Origin of the sequence: Paenibacillus sp. LjRoot153, assembly GCF_964253085.1 — a bacterium.
In the GTDB taxonomy this organism is placed as follows: Bacteria; Bacillota; Bacilli; order Paenibacillales; family NBRC-103111; genus Paenibacillus_E.
Genome location: NZ_CAXUQH020000001.1, coordinates 4,362,498 through 4,386,311 on the forward strand (window position 1 = coordinate 4,362,498; position 23,814 = coordinate 4,386,311).

Here is a 23,814-nt window from a genome sequence, read left to right on the forward strand (position 1 = left end):
GCTCCCTTAAATTGAATTATCGGATTTGCCATCTAGGAGTTCGCCTAGCAAATCTAGCCGGCGTTCCCACGACATCCGACGTTCGATGATCACTTTCTCATGGCTCATTTTCATTGTTTCCAGTAATTTGGTAAAATCATCAACCGTTACAGGTTCTTTCATCGACATCAGATTGGATACGTACTCCAGTTCGAGCAGAAGATTCTGCTCCATCCGAATATTTTCTTTCAGTCGGGCAATTTGCAGAGAAACGATCTCCAGCGGGCTGAATTGCTCTCCAGTTAATACGGACTTGACTTCATCTAGTGATAAACCGAGCTCTTTTAACGATAAAATTTGCTGCAAACGCGACAGATCAGCCTCATTGTACAGTCTGTGACCCGATTCGGAATGTGCCGAAGGCGAGAACAAGCTGATTTGATCGTAAAATCGCAATGTGCGTATGGTGAGTCCTGTTAGTTTAGCAAGCTCTCCCACTTTCCAAAGCTGCTTCATAATCATCTCCTTTAGGCTGTGCTAGCTGTTTACCGGTAACTATACTATAAAACATGACGTTACGTTAGGTTCAAGTGTTGAAATGATTTTTTTTATTACATGGAAAAAGGCCGCAAATTTGCGACCTCATAATGCGTTTATGAACTTTTTTGTATGGATGCCAAATGTTCACTAAGTCGATCCCATGTATCTGTGATACCCTCCATCATGCCCATATCCAGCACTTGCTGCAGGCTTTCAGCGGATGCGTATTCACCGCGGTTAATGACCTTAGTCCCTGTTTCTGTTTCGATGAAGGTCAGTGTTACACGCGTAGATGGCATGTTTTCCGCTTCATTGCCTTCCGCATCAGAGAAAAAGTCTACATACACAATTTTCTCTGGTACAACGATCTCGCTGTAAACTCCCTTGCCCCATGATTCCATCCCATAGTAATCGCCCTGATTCTTGTCTTCGCACTTCATGCAATAATGCCAAACTCCACCGACGCGGAAATCAACATGGCATACTGGAAGTGTCCAACCTCTCGGCCCCCACCAATGCTTCAGATGTTCTGCTTGTGTGAATGCCTGGAAAACCAGCTCGCGAGGGGCATTGAATTCACGCTCTAGAATAAGAACTTTGTCCTCTACCTTAGAAACCATTTGATTTGTCATGTTAAACTTCCTCCTCGAATTTTCATTATTTTGTTTAAAATAGTCCTGAAAGGTTAGTCTTGGTGTTCTTTCCGCACATTCTTGCCCTGAAGTGTCTGTAAATAGTCATCTAGACGGTTGTATCGCTCCTCCCAGATGACGCGGTAGCTCTCCAGCCAATCGTTTAGCTCTCGGAAAGGATCTGGCAGCAGCTTGTAGATACGGCGATTTGCGTCCACCTTCACCTCAACAATGGCAGCTTCACTAAGTATGCGCAAATGCTTGGAAACTTGAGGCTGACGCAGTTGAAGCCGTTCTGCGATTTCCCCTACTGTGAGTGGCCGTTCGCGCAAAAGATCAACAATTCTCATGCGGTTAGGCTCTGCCAATGCACTCATGATGTTAGAATTCATGGTCATCATCCGTCCTCTTGCTGTAATTGCATGTGTTTCTCGTTCATGTTTGGAGGCACTGTATCTTGCTGATTTTAATATACCACATGGGGAATATTCCTGCAAGTGAATATTGATAATAAAAGAAATGCGCTAACCCGAAGGTCAGCGCTTCATAGTCACTTCAAGCTATGATAAACAGCCATCATATCTTGTTTGTTCAATTCACGAATACGATTGTAGATCGGTATATCTGCAACGGACTCGTTCACTTTGCTTTTATCAACAACATCACTTACTTTGCCAGTAAGCCATGTTTGCACAGTTACGCCGTCAACGATTTCCTTGCGTCCCTCATCATTGATGCCACTCACATAACAGCTCACACAAGGAACCGACAATTTCTGTACGCCATCATGGAGTCCATCTTCTGAAATGACCCTCTTACCGCCACAGAATGGGCACGGATGACTTGCTTTGATCTTATTAATTTGGGTAACAATCTTATTGTAACCAAATGCTTCATAGACATAAGTTAATTTTTTATACTTACCAATGGTGAAATACTTATCAATAATGGTTTCTCTGGTTTCCGTAATATCGGCAAAATCACAGATGGTTATCAAGTTTTTGCTGCTGATCGCATCCAGATTACCTTTAATCTTGTCCCAGAAAGGTACTGCATTTTGTAAAACCACTTCATAGCCCACAAAACTAGCAAGCTCTAGCTCGTACATTTTAAGGGCAACTTGCGTTTCCCTAGGCAGTAAGGAGACATCTTCCGAAAGTGCGAGGTCACCGCCAACAATTGATTTTAATTTCTCGAGTTCTGGCACCATGCCTACGGTTTGAATGACTTGATCAAGTGGTTGCTGAATAATCTCACGGATATCAGAGCCATTAAATTTCAATTTTTTATGATGGTTTAACACGGTTCCATGACATACTGGGCAGGTAATCATTTCTCTAGAAGCTTTCATTGCCTCTTTAATTGTAAGGTTTTTCGAAATAACCATATAACGCCCAAGGATGAGATTAAAGCCCTCCCAGGTTCTCGAAGCCTTCCCAGCTTTATCATAAAATGACTTTTCCCAATATCCATATAAGAATGTATTCTTTTCTGCTTCTGTCATTTCGTTATAGCTTTTACTTATATCGTGACCGAGTTCATTCTTTATCTCTTCGAAAAGGAAGTGCAACTTAGCATGCTGATAATATTTCAAGACATCCATCACTTCGGGAAGTAATAAGCCATCCCAAAATGGTACTGTTTTATCTTGAATGAGAACATCCATATTGAATCTTTCAATGACACGACGACCAGAGCAACAAGGACAATGATTATCTTGATAATAGAAATCGAAGCTTCTTGTATCTTTATTAGTCGGGTGAGCAGCCACAATATGGTTGATCAGACCACCGATTTCATAGAGAAAACTATATTGACTATACAGGTGTCGTTCAAGATCAATCGCGATCACAGGTGCAATTTTGTCGGATTCGTATTCCCCATAGATCAAGCGAGCCATGGAAGATAAGCTTTTTAAAATACCGCCTTTATAGATGTTTTCAGCATTTTTAAAATAGTCGATCTGATTTTCTTGTACGTATTGAATACCTCTTTGTTGCTTAAGAGCGGAAGAAATATGCAAAGGGGCTGAATGATCTTCCCTATTTTTTAGACGATAGTACTCATCATGAGGGACAACATTAAGATGCCCAATCGGTTCAGGCCGTCTTTTGCCAAAATCAACGATAAAATCAGAGCTTTCCAGCATATAAGCATTATGTTCAATCATCAGGATTGATACCGATTCATCTTCTAGAATGACCCTAACGCTATCGATGAATTGGTTTAAAATATTTTGCGATAAACCTTTGGAAGGTTCGTCAAAAATAAACAACGTATGTGGGTTTCTTGAATTCGCGAACAACTCCGATACTAAATGAACACATTGAAATTCACCCGTTGACAACGATTGTGTTTTTCTTTCTAATGTCAGATAGCCAAGTCCAAGTTTATTTAATAAGCTCAATCGTTTACGAGCGATGTCTTCGTTCGGCAGTTCTTCAATAATATCTTCGATCGAACGTTGGAAAATATCATCCTCAGAATCTTCGTTATATTTGGTGAGCTTCTTCTTGATATCAAGGAAAGTTGCAACCGTTGACCGGCTCGTAATCGATTGGTTACGATCTTGCCCAACCATGACCAATTTATCTTTGGGATATCGTTTCTGAAAATCTTTGGACATACACTCATTCACAAGTGTTGATTTACCGCATCCTGACTCGCCAGTGAAGGTTACAAGTCTATTCTTGGGAATTTGAATTTCAGCCATTTGAATATTCCGACAGTACAGGTCAAGAAACTGATAATAGTCAGTTGGATCTGCCTGGTTTTGTTCCCAAAGAACTGGTTTAGGACGAGGTGATTCTTCGACAATTTTCCCGCCATATTTCCCACTGCCCGGCCCAAAGAATAATTGCTCATCTGTTGTATCCAGCACCGTATCTGAATGATCGATGAGCCAAATTTGATTCTTGTAGCCTAATTGTTTAATTTGTTCTAGAATTTTCAAAAGCGTTTCATGGTCAAGACCAACAGAGATTTCATCAATAATAATGACGGTATTTTCACTGGTAGCCATGAATTCAGCCAAGTAATGCCGTGTTAATTCGCCACCTGATAGCGTCCCCATAATACGATTTAATGTTAAGTAACCAATATTCATATTGATCAAATTTTGAAGAATATGTTGCTTGGCTTCACTAATATGTAATTCTTCTGCAAGCGAAAGGATCGTTTCGATGCTTAAGTTATTGATATCGGAGATGCTATGTGGTTGATTCATTAGTTCCAACTTATACTGCTCAACTTCTGTACTATAGCGCTTCCCTTTACACTTCGAACATTCGACATTTTGTGTCGTGCTGCGCCCTTTGCAATCAGGGCACCACCCTAAAGCATTATTAAACGAAAAGACTTCTGGAGAAAGATTGAATTGTTCAGCCATTCGATCACGGATCTCTTTGAAAACGCCCGTATGTGTGCCAATGGTTGAACGAGGATTGGATGAAATCGATGATTTTCCCAGAAAAAGGACTAGGGGCATTTCCTCCATCTTGATGGCACTGAAATTCGTTTCCATAATCTCAGGAAATAAATATTGATATTCAGCTTTTGGTAATAATGAAACTAGACGTTTCTTGGCTTCTTCCCCAATCGTCTGACAAAAAGTTGTTTTACCAGATCCAGATAAACCAGCAATACCTAACGATTTATCTACTGGTATGGTTGCATCTAATTTATTAATATTGTTCGAAATTAATTGATGGATTTGCATGTGTACATCCTCTCTATTGGTTACACTTATTGATTCCATATTAGCACACAAGCCGTATTGTCATGCAACTACTGTATGGTTATGTGCCCGCGGCTACTTTCGTAAGCAAGTGGTTCCTAACTGTTCATCAGTAGTAAATATAAACCGGCTGCACACAATAGGCAGCCGGTTTATATTTATATCTATGATTTTATTGTGCCAACAATTTTTTTAGCTCGTCGCTCCAGTTTGTCCAGCCATACTTAGTTCCAACACAACACCTTTTAGTGTCCATTTAATTATATGTCACCATTTGGTGTCCTGTTAATAAAAATCCGCCTTATACGCGGATTAGTCTCTTCTTGATCATACTGATCTGACCTCTATGATTGATTTCATCTTCAAACACGTGAAACCACATAAAATAGTGATTCGCCTGTTTCTTATACCAGAATTCTTCCTCTTGGTATAACCAATCATCATCAACTGTTTTGAACAATTCGAAAGTACGATTTCTGATTTCATTTAGGATATGTACATAGTAGTCCAGATCTTTTCCTTTAATCTTTTCTCGCCCTTCTGCACCTAGATTCACAGCGGGACCCCATATCGCCATGTCTTCGTCATTCAATTCTCTTTTCTCAAAGGTTTCCACTTGATAAGCGTATTCTACTGCCGCGAAATGCATTAACAAGGCGCCAATTGAGTTGCTTTCCTCATCAAATAGAAAATCCAATTCATGTACGGTAAGATTTTTCACGGATTCTAACGTCGTATGCCTGACATAGTTCATCATCGACAATAAACGGCTAATTTGCGGCGTATAACCAGGTATGTCCGTAATCAGATAAATTTGATTCAAATTTAACATGCGTATCCTCCTTCTTCTAAATAACGACTTGTAAGCCGCATTCAGCTAAAACGACTTCACCCTTAAACATCAATGCCGCTTCTTCCCTTAATAACTGAATATCTCCGAAGTGAGGCAAGTGTGTTAGAAGTAGTTTCTTTACTCCTGCTTTTGATGCTAGCTTCCCAGCTTCAGATGAATTCATATGACCATACTGAGCCGCATCGAAGTTAGCATAGAATGAAGCTTCTGTGATAAGCAAATCCGCATCTTTCAAATAAGGGACGAGTGTTTCATCGTATCGTGTATCCGCCGTATAAACCAATGCTTTTCCTTCATAGGCAACTCTCACGCCTAAGCAATAAACATCATGGTTGGTTTGAAAAAAAGTCAATGTAAAGCCATCCTCAAAAGTCATGATGGTACTTTGATTTACCCCTTTTTCAAAGGTGCCTTTCATTGCAGGTATAGTCCATTCTTCTTTATTTTCCTTAGAAATTAGTAGCCTCAAGGGGTTATTCCTTTGTTTTAAATCCATATCAATTAAACAAGCATACTGAAGACAACCTAAGTCTGCCATATGATCAAAATGATTGTGTGAAAGAAATACGGTTGTTAATTCATTTAGTTCAATGAAATTCTGTAAGGCGGACAATACACCACTTCCACAATCGAGCAAGATTTTGTGATTGCCTATTTCTAAAAGAAACCCTGCAGTTGCTTCTCCACGCTTTGGATAAGCGCCCCATCTACCAATGACTCTTATTTTCATTCGGATGCTCCCTCCCAAGAAAATGGAGCTGCATCAAAGTAGCAACTCCTCATCAGTCCATTTGTTCGATAAGCACAAAGTGTTTTCCTGCTTAGATTTATTTCAGCTAAATTTCCGAAACACCACCTATGAACCTAGGCACGATTAGAATAATGCATGAATATGGTGTCATACACAGCGCTAACTATTCATCCCAATTATCCAAACTGATTCAAAGGGAGTACAAAATGACACAAAATGACACAAGACAACAACGTTTTGAGCATCCTGCAGACAAAAACACCATTCGAGGGCCGTTCCATGTGAAATTTCCGGAAATGGAACTTACTCAATTGCGTTGTCGCATAAACGCGACAAAATGGCCTGAGAAAGAAACAGTCGCAGATGCATCTCAAGGTGTACAACTATCAACAATTCAAAAGCTCGCACGATACTGGGCAACGGGTTACGATTGGCGCAAGTGTGAGGCTAAGCTGAACGCATTACCTCAATTCTTTACCCATATCGATGGTCTGGACATTCATTTCATGCACGTTCGTTCGAAGCACGAAGATGCTTTGCCACTCATCATCACACACGGATGGTCTGGCTCGATCATCGAGCTGATGAAGATTGTCGAACCACTTACGAATCCAACAGCATATGGTGCAAAGGCATCGGACGCGTTCCATTTGGTCATTCCCTCGCTGCCTGGCTACGGGTTTTCAGGCAAGCCAACTACGACAGGTTGGGACACCATCCGAATCGCACGTGCCTGGGTAGTGCTGATGAAGCGACTTGGCTACACAAGGTACGTAGCACAGGGCGGCGACTGGGGTGCGGTAGTCACCGATATGATGGCTGTGCAGTCGCCTCCGGGGCTGATTGGCATGCACACGAATATGCCTGGCGTGGTCCCCCCATCTATTGATAATGCGATTCAAGCCGGGAATCCACTTCCCTCTGGTCTCTCAGACGACGAGATGCGTGCATGCAAGCAATTGAGTTACGTGTATAAGCACAGCGCCTATGCACAAATCATGGGTACACGCCCGCAGACGCTGACTGGATTGGTAGACTCGCCAATCGGTTTGGCTGCTTTTTTGATTGATCATGATGCGTGTAGTTTGGAGCTGATTACACAAGCATTTGACGGATATCCCGTAGGTCTTACACGAGACGATGTCCTTGACAACATTACGCTTTACTGGCTGACCCAAACTGCAATTTCTTCTGCGCGTCTGTATTGGGAGAACAAGCTCTCCTTCTTTGCTGTCAAAGGTGTCTCCATTCCCGTAGCCGTGAGTGTGTTTCCTTATGAGCTCTATCAATCTCCACTGAGTTGGAGTAAAATGGCGTACCCTAATTTAATCTACTACAACAAGGTCGACAAAGGTGGACGTGGACACTTTGCTGCCTGGGAACAGCCAGAACTCTTCGCTGCAGAACTCCGTGCGGGATTCAAGTCGCTGCGCTAATGCACCTTTTCCATAATATGCATAATCCGATATGGTTTAAGGGAAGATACTGATAATCGTGCGAATAATCCCCTGCTCATTGTGATGCAAACGTTCTTAAGGAGATGGAAGGCCATATCTACTGCACAAAACTCAAATTCAAACCGGACATCTCCTGAAAATGTACTAGGTGAAGCAATTAGCAAATCTTTAGAGACGAATGAAAGCAACATCAGACATATATTCAAAAATTGTTATGATATTGTGTTTCGACAAATACAAATTTTCGGGAAAATCCAAGTATTATTCGTATATTTGGATGGATTGGTGGATACCAAATCATTAGATAGCAATTTGCTAAAACCCTGGATGCTAGAAAGTCCGCCACCAGGTTTAGAGGAATTGAATCCAGTAGATTGGATACTCGAACAACAGCTAGTTTCCATCGCCAAAACAAAGACAACAAAGACAATGGACGATATTGTTCAAGGTATTTTATCCGCAAGTGTAGTCATCCTGTCAGAAGGAATAGACCAAGCTGTAATTGCTGATCTGGCAGGTTTTGAGAAACGAGCAATTGAAGAACCAACAGGTGAGACTACTCTTCATGGGCCTAGGGAGGGCTTTACAGAAACCATTTCTGTGAATACAACCCTTCTTCGCAGAAAAATTCATAGCCCTAAGCTAAAAATGGAGTCCATGACTGTTGGTAATCTCTCCAAAACCACGATTGTTATTGCTTACATTGAAGGCATTGCACTGGAATCTATTATCGATGAGGTTCGTAAACGAATCGGTCAAATTGAAATTGATACCGTGCTTAGCGGGAATTTTATTGAGGAGTTTATTGAAGACCACCCTTTCACCTTATTCCCACAAGTGCAGAACACCGAACGCCCTGATATTGTAGCCGCCTGTCTCGCAGAAAGAAAAGTTGCGATTTTCATTGATGGTACACCTTTTGTACTTATTGTTCCCTGTACCTTATGGAACGCATTTCAGTCCGCCGATGATTATTACGAGCGATTTATATACGCTACTCTGATCCGTTGGTTACGCATGCTGTTGATTATTACTTCCACGTTCTTACCTTCTATTTATGTAGCCATCACAACGTTTCATCCACAATTGTTACCCACTAATTTTTTGCTCAGTATCACATCTGCTCGTGAAGGGGTGCCCTTTCCAGCTGTCGTAGAGGCTTTGCTGATGGAATTTTTATTTGAAGGTTTACGCGAAGCTGGCATTCGAATGCCGAGGCCAGTCGGTTCAGCAGTCAGCATCGTTGGAGCTCTAGTAATTGGACAAGCAGCGGTACAGGCAGGGATTGTTTCTGCTCCGATGGTCATTGTAGTTTCTCTGACAGGAATTGCCTCTCTTATCACCCCAAGATACAGCATGGGAATGCCATTTCGAATGCTACGCTTTCCTATGCTCATTTGTTCAGGGGTCCTAGGATTATACGGCGTTACCATGGCCTCTGTCTTCCTGCTCATTCATCTTACGAATCTGGAGTCATTTGGCATCCCTTATTTAAGTCCGATAGCTCCACTAACGAAGACTGAATTAAAAGATGTTTTAATCCGCGCGCCGATGTGGAGTATGAAAGGCTTACCCATGTCCGGTTCAACTACAACTAAAATGCGAATTCGCAAAAGTCAAAGACGAAACGGGAACCAAGGAGATGAAGTGAAATGAAAGTTCGCTTGACAACGCGCTTTATTTTGCTGCTTTTTATCCCTCTCACTACAGGGTGTTGGGACCGTGAGGAGCTTTCAGACAGAGCGTTCAATCTTGCTGCATCGGCTGATCTTAATAAAGATGGCACATATTTAACAGCTGGCCAATTCATTGTACCTTCCAGAATAGGCTTAGGCTCAGCAGGCGGAAGCGGTGGTGATAAACCTTTCTTTATTGAGTCTGGCAGCGGTAAAAGTATGATTGAAGCTATTCAAAAAACGCGGCAAAAGCTTTCTCGTATCATTACCCGAGGGCATCGACACAATTATTACATCGGAGAGGATCTCGCGAAAAATGGCATCAAAGATATGTTGGATGCGTTTTCTCGCGATCCTGGCAATCGAATTCGATTAGACATATGGGTGGTCAAGGGAAATTCAGGCTTGGAAGCTTTACAAGTGCCCTATCCGCTTGAGAAAATTCCGTCCGTCGCATCTGTCAAAATACATAAAGCGGTAGGCGGTACAACCGGTACGTCATATCTCGATTTTATGATGGCCGCAAGTACCGAAGGAAGCTGCCCCACTTTGCCTGTTGTAGACATCGTACAGGGGACCTCCCCACAAAAAACGATCCGATTCTATGGTCGCGCTATTTTTAGCCACGATTATAAATTAGTTGGTTATTTAAATTTTGTAGAAGGTGCTTATCGGCAGTGGATTCGCAGACGAATTTCTTACTTTGACATCGTCGAAGCTATTCCCGAAGCAAATGGGAATGTGGGGGTCATTATTACCAAGTTTGGAAGTAGAATTAAGAGCAGTGTATTACCGAATAACAAGGTGAAGATAGAGTTAGAACTAACTGGAATGGGACATGTCGGTGAGAACAATACGAATTTGGACCTTAGTCAGCAGAAAAATCTGAAACTTGTTCAGCATACAATCAATATGAAAACTAGTGAGCATGTACTAGATATGATCACGAAAGTTCAAAAACAATTTGGTACGGATGTATTTGGTTTCAATCAAACCTTGAATCGCCAGCATCCCAGTGAATGGAATCAATTAAAGGGGCAATGGGATACTATTTTTCCAGGCATAGAAGTGAAAGTAAATGTAAAAATAAAGCTAAAATACATTGGTTTAGTTGGTCCATCACTCCAATTGAAAGAAAGTGAGATTACGAAATGAAAATCTCCGGATATCAACTATTTTGGCTGATTTTCTCAATGGAATTTGGGATGACTGCTCTTTTTACGATCTCCACCCCTGTATTTCTTGCCAAACAAGATGTTTGGATTTCAATGATTCTCGCAACTCTGATTTGTTTATTTACGACATTTGTTGCCGTCAAATTAAGCCTCCTTTACCCCGAGCAAACCTTTATTCAATATACACAAACGATACTTGGAAAGTGGCTAGGAAAAATCATACTACTTTCATACTTATTGATGTGGCTATCCGTTTCCGGAATCATACTTAGAGAGTATGCGGATTTTGTTTACCTTGCCTTATTTAGTTCAACACCGCTTTGGATTGTAATTCTCATCATGTTAGGTGCTATCGTATATGTCACCTATAGCGGAGGTCTTAGAAGTATCGGTCGTTGCGGTGAAATCATCGGTCCTATAAGTGCATTAGGTTGTATAATCATCATTATATTTAGTATGAAGGATTGGGACTGGTTGAACATACTGCCGGTGTATGCGAACTCGGGTATTCTGCCTATTGTCAAAGGAAGCTTAATTCCTGCATCCTTCCTAGGAGAATCCTTTATGGTGGTCATGTTAATTGCCTTTATGTCTAAACCCCATCGAGCCATGATTTCGTCTTTATTCGGAGTTGCAGCCGCTTCATTCGCCGTTCTTGTCATGGTATTGGTTGTGATTCTGGTCTTTGGTCCAAATTTACCGGCTAAATTTATTTATCCCCTCTATTCCGCTATGTCCTATATTTCAGTCATGGATTTTATCCAAAACGTTGATGTTTTGGCTGTTTTATTATGGATCATTGGTATTTTCATTAAACTTTCCCTTTATCTTTTCATAACCAGTTATGGTACCGCGCAATTATTTCATATGAAAAAATGGAAACATGCTATATGGTGGATTGCGCCTATTGTATTTGTAATTTCCCTGCTGCCGCGAAACACGAACGACTCCATGAATTATGCGAAGTTCTGGCTAGGGGTGATATTTCCAATTAATCTGATTGGGATTCCAATGCTTTTATGGATTATTGGTAGCATTCGAAAGAAAAGCATGCAGCAATAAGCAATCGTCCGAATCTGCCGACTTACTCCTCCAATGGTTTATCCCACGAAAGTGAGTAACGGAAGTAGAAGCGTCGTCGAACCTTCGCCCCTGGAAGTATCTCATGTGCTACTTGGCGAATCTCCTTTATGGATTCTTTTGGAGCCGTAATTCGAACATTGGGGTTGCCCATCCCACCGTGAAGTCGATCCATGATACGGATGGGGAAAAGCAATAGCCCGGAGATAACAATATCCATCAGTGATTTGTCATCTGCTAAACCAATGATGAGGAGTCGACCGCCAGGTGCGAGTACTTGCCGCATTTGTTCCAGCGCGCTTCTCAAATCCATATGATGCAAAGTCGCAACACAGATAACACTTGCATATCGTTCTTCTTGGATAGGGACTGGCAAAGCAAGGAAGTCGCCGTTAATGAGCGCCACATTCGAGATCGCAGTGAGTCGCGTTTGCGCAAGCTCAATAGCTGTATCGTCGGGGTCGATACCGATAACGTGTTGTACGAATAGCGCGAGGCGTTGAAGCAGTAGTCCGTCACCACACCCAATGTCGAGCACGCGTCCTCCGCGTAGTTTAGCGTCTGCAATTAACTCATCATGAAATACTGTATTGTGATTCCAATAGTTTTCCATTGCTATTCTCACTCCCATACTTGATAGTCCGTAGACTTGACTAAATCCCCTCATTGGATTGGTAAATATCCCCACTTAAATAGACGACTATTCGGTCATTCTGTTCAAAAATAAAAAAAGCCCGCGATATACACGGACTTGTTCCTATTATTTCTAACACCTTACATGTTTGCGTTTGAATCCAATTTGGCCTTTATCTACGGCTTTTTGAATGGTTTCCGAAGCGAGAAGAAATTTGCTTTTCGTCTTGTCCTGTATAACTTCAACAGGTCCTACAGCTTTTGCGGTTTCAATTGCCTTATCATGCAGCGGCGTATAGGATACCCCCACCGTGTATATAAAACTATTCATCGCATATTTGGCTCGTTCGGGTGCAGCGTGAATCGTACTTATTACCAATTCGAGCATATTGGATAATTTATTTTGGTCAAATTCAGAGTCTTTTCGATTTCCTAAAAGCCAACAGTAGCAACTCCATCCAGCAGACATTCTCAACTCCTCGCCGCTAGCGATCCATTTATCCGCAACTTCCTGCGCAATATCCGCTTCTGACAAAGTTACAGCGACGACATAATCAGACAACATATAGAAATACGCTGCATCGATCCAACGATCAAAATCCGCTACCGTCATTCCTTTTGGATCTGCAATGATTCCGGCAAAATACATGGCGTCGTAGTTCCCTGTCGCGTAGAGTTGTTCAGCTAATGGTTGGTTGATTTTGATTTGCTTGGCGAGCGGTTTCATCGCTCCAGTTGCCACGCCAAATAAGGGTTCGTGAGCGCCATTAGATATATACATTTTCTTCATACGTTCCTTGCCGAGAGCTTCAAGCTCTTGCATAACTATTTCTGCATTCATCATGGTTGCCGTCATAATGACTCCTCCCTATACACGGTTTATACGCAAGAATTTTTGATTTGAGTGAGAATCGTTTGCGCCTGCTGGATGGTATCCTGCACGATAGTCCCCGCACTTTGGCCAGCAGTCAACATCCGCAAACCCTGCCCTGACCACAAGGACATATAATCAGAATTACTTTGTTTGGCCGCGGCATTTCGAATATCTCTTGTCGCCGTATTTTGAGTCGGGAACGGGAGTGGATCAATCCCGTGCTGATCCCAGACTTTGATAAATTCGTTCAGGATACCTCTGGCAGGTCGACCAGAGAATACATTCGTGATCACTGTGCTCTCCTCGGTACTGGAGAGCAGTTTGTGTTGATACGCGATATGAGCTCCCGATTCAATCGAAGTCAGGAATCGCGTTCCCATTTGAACCCCTTGTGCTCCAAGTACCAGTGCGGCTACTAGTCCACGACCATCCATAATCCCTCCTGCCGCAATAACGGGGACCTGAACATGCGCAACAATTTGCGGCACCAACGCCATTGTGCCTATATTTGCGCCCATGGGACGATTGGCAATATCGAATGTCCCGCGGTGACCACCAGCTTCACTTCCCTGAGCCACAATCGCGTCACATCCGGCTTGTTCAGCAAGAATTGCTTCATCGACGGTAGTCACCATCGTCACAATTCGAATGCCCTCCGCTTTTGCTTGCTCCATCATATGAGGTGGAAGCACACCAAAAGCCGTACTGATTACCGGCACTTTTTCTTCTAGTAAAACAGCGAATTGTTGCTCAAAATGCTCGGGTGTCTTCACATCTTCTGCCACTACTTGCGGTATTCCGAGTTTAGCTCTCATCACATTAAGTTCCTGCTGAACTTCCGGCGTTCTCGAATTGTCATCACTAGCTCCAGTAACAAATAAATTCACGCCGAAGGGTGCGTTCGTTAACTTACGAATGTCCCGAATTCCAGTACGGATTGCTTCAGGCTCCATATAAGCGGCTCCTAGCGTCCCCAACCCGCCTGCGTTCGATACGGCAGCAGTTAAGCTGACCGTTCCAGGTCCACCTGCCATACCCGCTAGGAAGATGGGATAACGAATTTCAAATAAGCGACAAAGTGCTGTGTTCAGATGAATGATCTTCTGCCTCCTATCCATTTTAACGGAAGACTGATTGCGGTATTCAAGTGCTAGTAATCCGCAACATCCCCAATTGTCTAACTCAACTTCCTCAATAATAACATTTAACATGAGCTGATTCTAATAGCTTGTAATATGACCTTCATTATCTACCTAATGAATTTTGGCATAATTGTTCGAATACCAGCATAACGATCTAAATCAGTGAGATGCGTACAGGAGGTTGAATAATGGAAGAAAACAGAGGATTACCCCAAAAGCCTATCCGTCCGAACGGCTCTTCTTCATGGTCAGGAGACGCACCAGCGGAATTTCATTCCCAAACCGTTGGTGATCGAGGACCTGTATTAGAACAAGATAGTATTTTGCATGAAACCTTAGAGACCTTCATACATACCAAGATTCTTGAAAGACCTGTCCACGTGAAAGGGTATGGCGCTTTTGGATACTTTCAGACCGTGAATTCAATGACTCCATATACGAAGCTTCACTTTCTGCAAAAACCTGGCCAGCAAGTCCCTGTCACGGTCCGATTTTCCCTTGCTGTAAGTAATAAAGGTACACCGGATACGTCCCGAAATGTGCGCGGATTCTCCACCAAGTTTTATACGGAGCAAGGCGTTTTCGATTTGTTATGTAATCATATCCCTGTCTTCTCTGTTCGAGATGCTATTCGATTTCCAGAGTCAATCAAGGCCTTTTTGCCATCGCCAGTTAATAATTTGATCGACCCTGAACGCTTCTGGAGTTTCATCGCCAGAGCGCCGGAAGCCACTCATTTCCTTGTCCAATTATACTCGGATGCTGGAACTGTTAAGAGTCTCCGTCATATTCCAGGTCATAGCGTTAACACCTATGTCTGGCGGAATGAGCAAGGCGTCCATACGTTTGTGAAATACCACTGGTACCCATTAGCAGGTATACAGGTTATTGATAGCCGCGAAGCAGCTCAGTTAGCTAGGGAAAATCCCGATTATGCCGGTAAGGACCTCTTTGATACGCTGGCATCAGGCCAAACGGTCGAATACGCGCTGTATGTTCAGTTGATGGACCCGGGCGATGGAGCTAAGTTGCCCTATGATCCGCTAGACGATACCAAAGTTTGGGATGAGAGACAATTTCCGTTGATGCCGGTAGGCCGTCTCGTATTAAATCGTAATCCAGACAACTATATGGAGCAAGTCGAGAAAATCGCCTTTTCTCCAGCGAATCTATTGGAAGGCGCCGAATTATCGGACGATAAAATGCTGCAGGGACGTACGAATATATACTGGGATTCACAGCGGCATCGCTTGGGGTCTGATTTCAGGAAGATCCCTATCAATCATCAGCACAATTGGACTCCCCGTTCACTTGAAACCAGCGGCGAAGGTAGATTTGTTGAAGGCCGACTCATTCGGTCCGATATACCTAATCCGGATAATTTCACACAAGCGGGACAGTATTATAACTCCCTCTCACCCATCCAACAGGAACATTTGGTCCAGAATCTTGCTGCAGATCTATCTAGTATATCCACTGAGACACAACGGATAGTTCTTAATTATCTATTCCAAGCGTCACAAGAAATGGGCAACAGGGTTTCTCAACGGATACAGTTCCATTACAAAGGATAATGAGAAAAGAGCTGTCAATTGGCAGCTCTTTTCTTCACGTAGAACGATTCTGTTGTTATCTTTAAAACGTATTGTAGACATTTTGACATTCTTTGGGGGTCGGCTCATAAAAACAGTGCTTCTTGTAGCGGCCTGCTTTCGGCTGATTATACCAGGTTTCCGGGCACGGTCCGGGTTTGTCGAACGTCCCCGGTCGAAAATACCAGAGCGAAAATTTACCTGGCCAATGCCGCTCCCCATTCACAGCTCTCTGTGCTAAGCGTCGCTCTCTTTCTCTTGCGTTTTGATAATACATGCCATGCTGCAACGCTTCGAACGCATGCGGCTGGTTAATCATTTGGGGAATTGTCCGGAGATTTTTAAAGTCGGAGCAATTCGCTCTTATTCGATTAATGCCAACATTTCCAACAAGAAGCATACCCGTTTCGCCTTCGGTCTCAGCTTCAGCTCGAAGCAACCTTGCCAACATGTCAATATCCTGCTTTCTCGCTTTTACGACTGCCATTCGCTCACCTCAATTGAGTATATGTCTAGACCCATCATATTGTAGGTGAAGTGGAAATGTTACTTACTTACCGCGAAACGATAATTTAATCTGGTTGTTCTTCGCTCGTAGCGAATAGGTAGGATCCATTGTTCCCAGAGAATGAATCGTGCCTGCGATTTGTTGCGCCATTCACTTCTAAGCTGCCCTATTCGTACTTTTACCGGATTAATAATCTGATCTTGCTTTCACCATACGAAACGGTTTCCATATTGGGCTCTGAAGCATATCGAACACTGTTCAGTAATACATGTTCTTGTAAGACATGGTCAAATCGTACTAAAGCTGTTTGTAATTGTACATCTACATCTAGAACAAGATCGACGCGTTTCTCGATCGGGAGTCCTATCTTTTTGCGATAATCTTGAATTGCACGAATAACCTCTCTAACCAAGCCTTCCTGTTCTAATTCTTCCGTCAAGGTTGTGTTTAAGGCAACGGTCATTTGGTAACCCGATGCCGAGGCGTAACCTTCATTCGCTTGTTTTTCAATAAGTAAATCCTCTAGCAGAATGTGCAGGACTTCACCTTCGATGTTTACATCCAGGAAGCCATTGTCTACCACTGCTTTAGCTTCTAGAGTAGATAACTGCTTCAACTGGGCTTGCACGGGTCCCACGAATTTCCCGAACTTTTTACCTGCTGCTTTCAAGTTTAATTTGAAAGTGAAGCGAACAAATCCGACATCACTAGCTACGATTTGGATCGATTTAACATTGATCTCATCTTGGATGATGTCTTCAAATCCTCCAATGTTACACGCACTGTCAAACGAAACGTATAACTCCGACAGCGGCATCCGGGTTTTGATCCCTGTTTCATTTCGGATATTGCGAGCCAATTCCACGATTTGCCTCACGGTTTCCATGTCTTTCTCTAACGATACATCGTGCAACGTTTCATCCATTGTCGGATAATCGGTCAGATGTACACTTCCCTTGCCTCCCAAATTAGCATATAGATCATCTGCAATGAGCGGCGTATAGGGAGCAATCAGTTGTGCGAGTGTTAACAGAACATGACGTAAGGTTTGATAAGCTGCTAGTTTATCCTCGGTCCATTCGCTTCCCCAGAACCGATCTCGCGAACGTCTGATATACCAATTGCTAAGTTCATCTACGAAAGCTTCCATTTGCTTCGCGGGATTCAAGAAATCGTTGAATTCTAGTCCTTTTACTACATTGTGCAAAGTGCTGTTTAATCTAGATAAAATCCATCGATCCAACACATTCACGGAGGTTATTTGCGGATAATCATCTGGATGATACTGATCAATTTGCGCATACAAGGCATAGAAGGCATGCGTGTTGTTGATCGTGTCAATAACCTTAGATTTAGCCTCGGCGACAATTTGCTTGGAGAACCTCTTACTGCTCCAAGGAGCACTATCGGATAGCAATGCCCAACGGAATGCGTCTGTGCCAAATTCGTTAATGATTTCCCAAGGATCAATCCCGTTGCCCTTGCTCTTAGACATTTTTTGTCCATTCTCATCCAGAACATGCCCCGTTGATAAGACGGCTTTATATGGGATTTGCCCATTATATAGAGTAGAGACTGCCAACAAGCTGAAAAACCAGCCTCGCGTCTGATCAATTCCCTCGCAGATCATATCGGCAGGATACTGCTCTTGAAACAGCTCCTTGTGTTCAAATGGCTGATGATACTGGGCAAATGGCATGGAGCCGCTATCGAACCAAACGTCAATGACTTCCGAGGTTCTATGCATCGAACCGCCGCAAGCGCATCGCAACTTCACTTGATCCACGTAAGGTTTATGCAGCTCAAGGCTTTCCTCGATCGGATCTATTGATTTATCACGGAGGTCCTTATGGCTGTGTGGTGCATATTCTGCGTTGCAGATTTCACATATCCAAACGTTGAGTGGCGTACCCCAATAGCGATTCCGGCTGATATTCCAATCAACGAGCTCTTCTAAGAATTTCCCAAACCGGCCTTCACGCAAATGGGAAGGATACCAAGTGATTTGGCTGTTGTTCGCGATCAACTGATCTTTAATAGCTGTTGTTTGGATGAACCAACTCTCCGTCGCGTAATAGAGTAGCGGCGATTTACAGCGCCAGCAAAATGGATAGCTATGCTCATAACGTTCCTTGGTGAACAAAAGACCACGTTCAGCTAAGCTTTTAACGATATCGATGTCACAATCCTTCACAAATCGACCGGCAAAATCGGAGATTTGATCGACGTAACGACCTCTCGCATCAACAACATTCACGAAATCCAATTCATGCTGGCGTACTGTGCGATAATCGTCTTCCCCATGAGCTGGCGCAATATGGACAATCCCCGTCCCACTAGTGTCGCTAACATAGTCCGCGTCTACGACGATATGTCCTTTCGTTACTTGTAAATAATCAAATGGTGCCACATAAGGAGTTCCCACAAATTCAGAACCTCTATGTGTAGATAGGAGCTCATACTCTCCTTTGATGACGGTATTGACAAGGTTACTTGCTACAATGTAGACTTCACCATTTTGTTTGACTTTGACATAATCCACATCTTTATTTACAGCTAAAGCGACATTGGCAGGCAACGTCCATGGGGTAGTCGTCCATGCAAGAAAGTGTTCATCAGCGTTCTTACTTGTAAATTTCACAGTGGCACTTAAATCTTTCACATCTTCATAACCTTGGGCAACTTCGTGAGAGCTGAGTGTTGTTTGACAATCCGGGCAATACGGGCTTACACGATGACCTTTATACAGATGCCCTTTCGCATGAATCGTAGATAAAATGTGCCAAACACTTTCGATATAATCATTGGTTAGTGTGACATAAGGATTCTCCATATCCGTCCAGTATGCGATCGCTTCGGTCATTTCACGCCACTGCTTCTCATATTCGAAAACGCTGCTCTTACACGCCTCCACGAATTTGGCGACCCCATAGGATTCGATTTCCTGTTTGCCAGAAATACCAAGCTTTTTCTCTACGCCTAGCTCAACAGGAAGCCCATGTGTATCCCAACCTGCTTTGCGTATGACACGGAAGCCTGACATCGTTTTGTAGCGACCGATGAAATCTTTGATTACTCGTCCCAGCACATGCCCGATATGCGGCTCACCGTTCGCTGTTGGGGGACCTTCATAAAAAACAAAGTTGGGTTGTCCCTCTCTATTTTCAATCGATTTTCGAAATGTGTCATTCTGTTTCCACTGTTCAAGAACTCGGAGTTCTCGCGTCCTAGCCTTTTCTTTCACATCCACTTTTCTCATAGGTCCCATCCTCTCATTTCATCCAACGTAACGTTCGTTCCTTGACGAAAAGGTTGTGTGAAAAACACAAAAATCCCGTCCCATAAGGGACGAGATTTCATCTCGCGATACCACCCTAGTTCCGTAAAGATTATCAATAACATAATCTTACGACACCTCTAACTACGTACCATCATACGCATCCTTAGTAACGGCTGGAACCCGGGTCAGCTTACTCACATGCTTCAGCTTTCCTTCTCGGAGAGGATTTTCTACGAAGTCTTGAACATTGGCTCTCAGCGTGCGCCAACTCTCTGTGGAACAAGGGCTCCCTATACTCTTTCTCGTCAATGAATTTATTCGAACATTCAGTTAACTCATTCTCACATCTTCATCAGCAAATGTCAACAGGCGTTATTCATTTCCTTCTAAACATAACTTCACTAAGTCATCCACATGCGCTGTTGCCAAACACTCAACAGTATCCGCTGCTCCGTAGTAGATTTTCACTTCACCATCATCTTCAAGAATCATGCCGCCCGGGAAAATGACATCATTCCGGAAGCCCCCATCTGTTTCATAGTTAACTTCGGGTGCTAATAATGGCTCCTTATAAAGTCCTATAACCTTCTTCGGGTTATCCAAATCAAGCAGCATAATTCCCGCTGTATAACGCTTTTTCCACGTCGGCTCCCAGCCATTTTTACCACGGTTTGGATCGATATCAACGGCATGGATCGTCGTTAACCATCCCTTAGACGTCCGAATTGGTGGTGCGGCAGGTCCAATTTTATCATTCGCATACGGCACATGTTCAACACCTAAGACGAGATCCGTTTCTCCCCAGTATTTGAGATCAGGCGACTGCGAAAGCCAAATATCAAATTGATCTTTCCCACGACTGTACACCGGGAAAGGACGTTCCAGACGTACATAATTGCCGTTAATTTTCTCAGGAAACAGTACCATATTCCGATTGTCTGGTGCTGACATGGACAAAATTTCAAACTTATCAAAATCATCTGTTACCGCGATCCCACCTCTAACACCGTGGCGCGTATCGACTGCGAAGCACATGTAAACACGACCATCCATCACCGTTAGTCGAGGGTCGTAAACACGTGTGATTTCCTCGTCATACAACTTCCAACATGGTTTCGACTGTACATCCCAATGAATGCCATCTTTGCTGTAGGCAAGGCCTAAATCTGTCGTATGCGAAGGCTCTAACGTTTGATCATTGACGGAGCCGTGGTCATTACGGAACACCATGATATATTGGCCTTGGAATTTGGTAACACCAGCGTTGAATGTAAGCGCTGTAGGATAGGGAACGGAATCTGCCGTAAGGATAGGGTTAGCAGGATGTCTTGTTATAACAGAACTTGATGTTAATGAACCAATGGTTAAGGTCATGAGAGTTCCTCCTTCAATCTTGTATAACAATAGGTTACAATAGGTGTGCGCAGGTTTCCTATCAATCCTTGAACAAACCTCTCATTTCTTGAATAGGCTGTGATTCTCATGACATTTCCCATCAATAAGCAATTATCGGATTATCCCAATATCGGGGCATTCCCCTTTCATTTATCGATTAATCGGGTTGATCAGCATTTTCCTAGTCATCGCCATGATTTCTTGGAATTCTCTTTGGTTGTTGAGGGCAACGGATATGAAACCGTTAATGGACAAATACATACTATGCAGCCTGGAACCTTCACCCTTCTGCTTCCTTATCAAGTGCACGAAATCACGGCTAATCCCGGTAGTCCACTCATTCTGTTCAACTGTATGTTTGGCTTAGAGCTGCTTGGGGATCCAGCGGAGCGCTTGCTCCTTTCGGATAACAATCCGTTTCTAACTCACTATGACCTGAGTGCTGAACAATGTGAGATCGTAAGACATAACCTGCAAGGCATGCTCCGTGAATATGAACAATCCGCTGATATATGGCAGCCCCTTCTCTTGAAAGGAGAGCTCCAACGCATACTTGCGTTTCTTCACAGGCTTCACCCGAGCAGCTCAGATGTACAGCCGAATATATCCGTATTGCCTTCCAAAACCGCATTACCATGGGCAATACTTCGCTACATTCATACTCGCTATCGTGACCCGCTCACGTTGGAGCTCATCGGCGCTCATTTCCATTGTCATCCTTCCAGGGTGACGCAAATCTTAACCCAACATCTTGGCGTGACCTTCGTATCTCTGCTTCAGGAAACTCGGATTCGACACGCCTGTAGTTTGTTAGCTACGACCGAAATGAAGGTAACGGATATCGCTTTTGAAGTCGGTTACGAATCGTTTGCCAGCTTTAGTCGTAATTTCCTAAAGCTTGTGGAGATTTCTCCGACCATGTATAGATCCTCTATGAGGGTGCAGTTGAAATAAATCAGAAATAGAAATAACCGACTGAGCTGGTGCTCGGTCGGTTATTTTTTGCACATGTCAGAATTATGTGCGAATTACTCAAATCTCTTATGCGCCTGATGGATAGATGGATTTTATACAGTTAAATATTCGAATTATCTGAACAAACATAGAATAGATGGATAACCTGTAGTTATTTTTACCTATTTTATCTAAAATGGACTAAAATATTGAATTTACCTACATATTTTACAGTTAAATCGAGTTTTCAAAGAAATTTCACTGAAATAGCTGTATATTTTCCTGTTAATACCTCTGCTACCTCTATTATCGTCGTTACTGTCGCTACCTCTAAAGATTCTACTACTTCTGCCCCTGCTTCACACGCTCGGCAAGTACGGAAAGGTCTTGCCCTTTCAAAGCGCCTTCAATCAACTCAGGCAGTTTATCAGGTGAGCAGCCAAAACATGGAATGCCCTGCTGCGCCAGCTTTTTTGCGACAACATCGTCGTAAGAAGGAGTGCCTTGGTCCGTTAAGGCGAGTAAGCAGATTGTTTTCACACCAGATTGGTACATGTCGATCAATCTTTGCATCATCTCTGTTCGGTTGCCGCCTTCATAGAGATCCGAGACCAAGATAAACAACGTCTTCTTAGGTTCTGCGATAAAAGAGGAGCAGTAGGCGATGGATTTGTTAATATCCGTCCCCCCGCCAAGCTGAATGCCAAACAACATATCAACAGGATCCGCTGCACATTGCTCGCTTAAATCCACAACCTCTGTGTCAAATGCCACCACGCGGGTATCCAATGCAGGCATACTGGCGAAAATCGAACCGATAATAGAGGCGTAAATGACTGAGCCCGCCATGGAACCGCTCTGGTCGATATCAAGGATGACGGTCCATTCTTTGCTCCGCCTTGCTCGGTCGAAGAAATACACCTTCTCTGGCAGCAGAAGACCCCGTTCTTGGTTGTAGTTTTTCAAATTCTTGCGGATGGTTGTGTTCCAATCCAGTCCCGTTGCGGATGGCAGAGGTGAATGCTGCCTGCGATTGAGCGCGCCAGTAACTGCTCTTCGCAAATCCTGTGAAAGTCGTTTCACGATTTCATCGACAACCGCTTTCACGAGCTGCCTCGCGGTATCTTTCGTTTTCTCTGGTATTTTCCCTTTGAGCGCCATTAATGTTGCTACCATCTGAATGTCTGGCTTTACTTGAGAAAGCAGTTCCGGCTCAAATAGCAGCTGTTTCAAGCCCTTGCGCTCGATGGCGTCGGACTGTATAACAGAAACTACATCGGGTGGAAAAAAGGTTCGGATATCACCAAGCCACTTGGCGAGCTTAGGTGACGAAGGTCCCAGTCCGGCTGTTTTGCGTGAACTTCCGGTCTGGGCTCCATCATCAACATGGGCGCCGCCTGTGTCATCATAAATGGCAGCAAGCGCCTCGTCCATGAGTCGTGACTCTTCGTCGAGCATAGCATCTCCTGCGCCGTATGACTGCAGCTTCTCTTCGGAAGCAGCGCCCAAAATCAACCGCCAACGCTTCATTTGCTCTTGATCGATCGTTGTCATAGG

19 protein-coding genes and 1 other annotated feature are annotated in these 23,814 nt (G+C 43.4%); of the genes, 6 read left to right on the forward strand and 13 right to left on the reverse strand.

Annotation, left to right across the window (positions count from 1 at the left end; genetic code table 11):
- Nucleotides 1-6 precede the first annotated feature (6 nt).
- From ACSQ8P_RS18670 to ACSQ8P_RS18695, 6 genes are all read right to left on the reverse strand, one after another.
- Nucleotides 7-495: a MerR family transcriptional regulator gene (locus ACSQ8P_RS18670; RefSeq protein ID WP_436236544.1), complete on the reverse strand. Its 489-nt coding sequence runs from the start codon at nt 493-495 to the stop codon at nt 7-9.
- A gap of 137 nt (nt 496-632) precedes the next feature.
- Complete coding sequence (locus tag ACSQ8P_RS18675; protein ID WP_436236545.1) at nt 633-1,151, reverse strand: SRPBCC domain-containing protein; 519 nt, start codon at nt 1,149-1,151, stop codon at nt 633-635.
- A gap of 53 nt (nt 1,152-1,204) precedes the next feature.
- Nucleotides 1,205-1,543 carry an ArsR/SmtB family transcription factor gene (locus tag ACSQ8P_RS18680; protein ID WP_436236546.1) on the reverse strand — a complete coding sequence of 113 codons (339 nt, stop codon included), beginning with the start codon at nt 1,541-1,543 and terminating at the stop codon, nt 1,205-1,207.
- A 158-nt stretch (nt 1,544-1,701) separates the two neighbouring features.
- Nucleotides 1,702-4,869 (reverse strand): ATP-binding cassette domain-containing protein, encoded by a 3,168-nt coding sequence (locus tag ACSQ8P_RS18685; RefSeq protein ID WP_436236547.1) that lies wholly within the window; start codon nt 4,867-4,869, stop codon nt 1,702-1,704.
- 319 nt (nt 4,870-5,188) lie between these two features.
- Entirely contained in the window at nt 5,189-5,719 is a 531-nt protein-coding gene (locus ACSQ8P_RS18690; protein WP_436236548.1) for a DinB family protein, read from the reverse strand.
- A gap of 16 nt (nt 5,720-5,735) precedes the next feature.
- Complete coding sequence (locus ACSQ8P_RS18695) at nt 5,736-6,470, reverse strand: MBL fold metallo-hydrolase (protein ID WP_436236549.1); 735 nt, start codon at nt 6,468-6,470, stop codon at nt 5,736-5,738.
- Nucleotides 6,471-6,697: 227 nt separating this feature from the next.
- On the opposite strand from ACSQ8P_RS18695, the gene ACSQ8P_RS18700 reads away from it, so the two are divergent.
- The 4 genes from ACSQ8P_RS18700 to ACSQ8P_RS18715 all read left to right on the forward strand — a co-directional run bounded on the left by ACSQ8P_RS18700 (nt 6,698) and on the right by ACSQ8P_RS18715 (nt 11,861).
- Nucleotides 6,698-7,927, forward strand: a complete 1,230-nt coding sequence (locus tag ACSQ8P_RS18700) for an epoxide hydrolase family protein (protein ID WP_436236550.1) — start codon at nt 6,698-6,700, stop codon at nt 7,925-7,927.
- 84 nt (nt 7,928-8,011) lie between these two features.
- Nucleotides 8,012-9,604, forward strand: coding sequence for a spore germination protein (locus ACSQ8P_RS18705; protein WP_436239552.1), 1,593 nt, complete (start codon nt 8,012-8,014; stop codon nt 9,602-9,604).
- Nucleotides 9,601-10,779: a Ger(x)C family spore germination protein gene (locus ACSQ8P_RS18710; protein ID WP_436236551.1), complete on the forward strand. Its 1,179-nt coding sequence runs from the start codon at nt 9,601-9,603 to the stop codon at nt 10,777-10,779. Before ACSQ8P_RS18705 ends, ACSQ8P_RS18710 begins: the two co-directional genes overlap by 4 nt.
- Nucleotides 10,776-11,861 carry a GerAB/ArcD/ProY family transporter gene (locus ACSQ8P_RS18715; RefSeq protein ID WP_436236552.1) on the forward strand — a complete coding sequence of 362 codons (1,086 nt, stop codon included), beginning with the start codon at nt 10,776-10,778 and terminating at the stop codon, nt 11,859-11,861. The genes ACSQ8P_RS18710 and ACSQ8P_RS18715 overlap by 4 nt, the downstream gene beginning before the upstream one ends.
- A gap of 22 nt (nt 11,862-11,883) precedes the next feature.
- On the opposite strand, the gene ACSQ8P_RS18720 is transcribed toward ACSQ8P_RS18715, so the two are convergent.
- The 3 genes from ACSQ8P_RS18720 to ACSQ8P_RS18730 all read right to left on the reverse strand — a co-directional run bounded on the left by ACSQ8P_RS18720 (nt 11,884) and on the right by ACSQ8P_RS18730 (nt 14,504).
- Complete coding sequence (locus tag ACSQ8P_RS18720; RefSeq protein WP_436236553.1) at nt 11,884-12,492, reverse strand: class I SAM-dependent methyltransferase; 609 nt, start codon at nt 12,490-12,492, stop codon at nt 11,884-11,886.
- A 153-nt stretch (nt 12,493-12,645) separates the two neighbouring features.
- On the reverse strand, nt 12,646-13,353 hold the full coding sequence (locus ACSQ8P_RS18725; protein WP_436239553.1) for a DNA alkylation repair protein: 708 nt from the start codon (nt 13,351-13,353) through the stop codon (nt 12,646-12,648).
- Between the two features lie 38 nt (nt 13,354-13,391).
- On the reverse strand, nt 13,392-14,504 hold the full coding sequence (locus ACSQ8P_RS18730) for an NAD(P)H-dependent flavin oxidoreductase (protein ID WP_436239554.1): 1,113 nt from the start codon (nt 14,502-14,504) through the stop codon (nt 13,392-13,394).
- 212 nt (nt 14,505-14,716) lie between these two features.
- On the opposite strand from ACSQ8P_RS18730, the gene ACSQ8P_RS18735 reads away from it, so the two are divergent.
- The gene (locus ACSQ8P_RS18735; RefSeq protein ID WP_436236554.1) at nt 14,717-16,102 is read left to right on the forward strand and encodes a catalase; all 1,386 of its coding nucleotides are present in this window, start codon (nt 14,717-14,719) and stop codon (nt 16,100-16,102) included.
- Between the two features lie 61 nt (nt 16,103-16,163).
- Here ACSQ8P_RS18735 and ACSQ8P_RS18740 read toward each other — a convergent pair whose 3' ends face one another.
- From ACSQ8P_RS18740 to ACSQ8P_RS18750, 3 genes are all read right to left on the reverse strand, one after another.
- The gene (locus tag ACSQ8P_RS18740) at nt 16,164-16,607 is read right to left on the reverse strand and encodes a cell wall hydrolase (RefSeq protein ID WP_436236555.1); all 444 of its coding nucleotides are present in this window, start codon (nt 16,605-16,607) and stop codon (nt 16,164-16,166) included.
- A 199-nt stretch (nt 16,608-16,806) separates the two neighbouring features.
- Nucleotides 16,807-19,887, reverse strand: coding sequence for an isoleucine--tRNA ligase (gene ileS / locus ACSQ8P_RS18745; protein ID WP_436236556.1), 3,081 nt, complete (start codon nt 19,885-19,887; stop codon nt 16,807-16,809).
- Between the two features lie 82 nt (nt 19,888-19,969).
- Nucleotides 19,970-20,226: a binding site (T-box leader), on the reverse strand.
- Between the two features lie 54 nt (nt 20,227-20,280).
- Entirely contained in the window at nt 20,281-21,282 is a 1,002-nt protein-coding gene (locus tag ACSQ8P_RS18750; protein WP_436236557.1) for a glycoside hydrolase family 130 protein, read from the reverse strand.
- A gap of 108 nt (nt 21,283-21,390) precedes the next feature.
- Here ACSQ8P_RS18750 and ACSQ8P_RS18755 point away from each other — a divergent pair, with 108 nt between their 5' ends.
- Entirely contained in the window at nt 21,391-22,257 is an 867-nt protein-coding gene (locus ACSQ8P_RS18755) for an AraC family transcriptional regulator (RefSeq protein WP_436236558.1), read from the forward strand.
- A gap of 342 nt (nt 22,258-22,599) precedes the next feature.
- Here the strand turns inward: ACSQ8P_RS18755 and ACSQ8P_RS18760 are convergent, their stop codons facing one another.
- A complete protein-coding gene (locus tag ACSQ8P_RS18760; RefSeq protein WP_436236559.1) occupies nt 22,600-23,811 on the reverse strand; it encodes a VWA domain-containing protein in 1,212 nt (403 codons plus the stop codon).
- Nucleotides 23,812-23,814: the final 3 nt, after the last annotated feature.

Bases quoted from the DNA above. Each gene is read 5' to 3' on its own strand.
- ACSQ8P_RS18670 (WP_436236544.1), bottom strand. From the start codon at position 495: ATGAAGCAGCTTTGGAAAGTGGGAGAGCTTGCTAAACTAACAGGACTC.
- ACSQ8P_RS18675 (WP_436236545.1), bottom strand. From the start codon at position 1,151: ATGACAAATCAAATGGTTTCTAAGGTAGAGGACAAAGTTCTTATTCTA.
- ACSQ8P_RS18680 (WP_436236546.1), bottom strand. From the start codon at position 1,543: ATGAATTCTAACATCATGAGTGCATTGGCAGAGCCTAACCGCATGAGA.
- ACSQ8P_RS18685 (WP_436236547.1), bottom strand. From the start codon at position 4,869: ATGCAAATCCATCAATTAATTTCGAACAATATTAATAAATTAGATGCA.
- ACSQ8P_RS18690 (WP_436236548.1), bottom strand. From the start codon at position 5,719: ATGTTAAATTTGAATCAAATTTATCTGATTACGGACATACCTGGTTAT.
- ACSQ8P_RS18695 (WP_436236549.1), bottom strand. From the start codon at position 6,470: ATGAAAATAAGAGTCATTGGTAGATGGGGCGCTTATCCAAAGCGTGGA.
- ACSQ8P_RS18700 (WP_436236550.1), top strand. From the start codon at position 6,698: ATGACACAAAATGACACAAGACAACAACGTTTTGAGCATCCTGCAGAC.
- ACSQ8P_RS18705 (WP_436239552.1), top strand. From the start codon at position 8,012: ATGCAAACGTTCTTAAGGAGATGGAAGGCCATATCTACTGCACAAAAC.
- ACSQ8P_RS18710 (WP_436236551.1), top strand. From the start codon at position 9,601: ATGAAAGTTCGCTTGACAACGCGCTTTATTTTGCTGCTTTTTATCCCT.
- ACSQ8P_RS18715 (WP_436236552.1), top strand. From the start codon at position 10,776: ATGAAAATCTCCGGATATCAACTATTTTGGCTGATTTTCTCAATGGAA.
- ACSQ8P_RS18720 (WP_436236553.1), bottom strand. From the start codon at position 12,492: ATGGAAAACTATTGGAATCACAATACAGTATTTCATGATGAGTTAATT.
- ACSQ8P_RS18725 (WP_436239553.1), bottom strand. From the start codon at position 13,353: ATGAATGCAGAAATAGTTATGCAAGAGCTTGAAGCTCTCGGCAAGGAA.
- ACSQ8P_RS18730 (WP_436239554.1), bottom strand. From the start codon at position 14,504: ATGGATAGGAGGCAGAAGATCATTCATCTGAACACAGCACTTTGTCGC.
- ACSQ8P_RS18735 (WP_436236554.1), top strand. From the start codon at position 14,717: ATGGAAGAAAACAGAGGATTACCCCAAAAGCCTATCCGTCCGAACGGC.
- ACSQ8P_RS18740 (WP_436236555.1), bottom strand. From the start codon at position 16,607: ATGGCAGTCGTAAAAGCGAGAAAGCAGGATATTGACATGTTGGCAAGG.
- ileS (WP_436236556.1), bottom strand. From the start codon at position 19,887: ATGAGAAAAGTGGATGTGAAAGAAAAGGCTAGGACGCGAGAACTCCGA.
- ACSQ8P_RS18750 (WP_436236557.1), bottom strand. From the start codon at position 21,282: ATGACCTTAACCATTGGTTCATTAACATCAAGTTCTGTTATAACAAGA.
- ACSQ8P_RS18755 (WP_436236558.1), top strand. From the start codon at position 21,391: ATGACATTTCCCATCAATAAGCAATTATCGGATTATCCCAATATCGGG.
- ACSQ8P_RS18760 (WP_436236559.1), bottom strand. From the start codon at position 23,811: ATGACAACGATCGATCAAGAGCAAATGAAGCGTTGGCGGTTGATTTTG.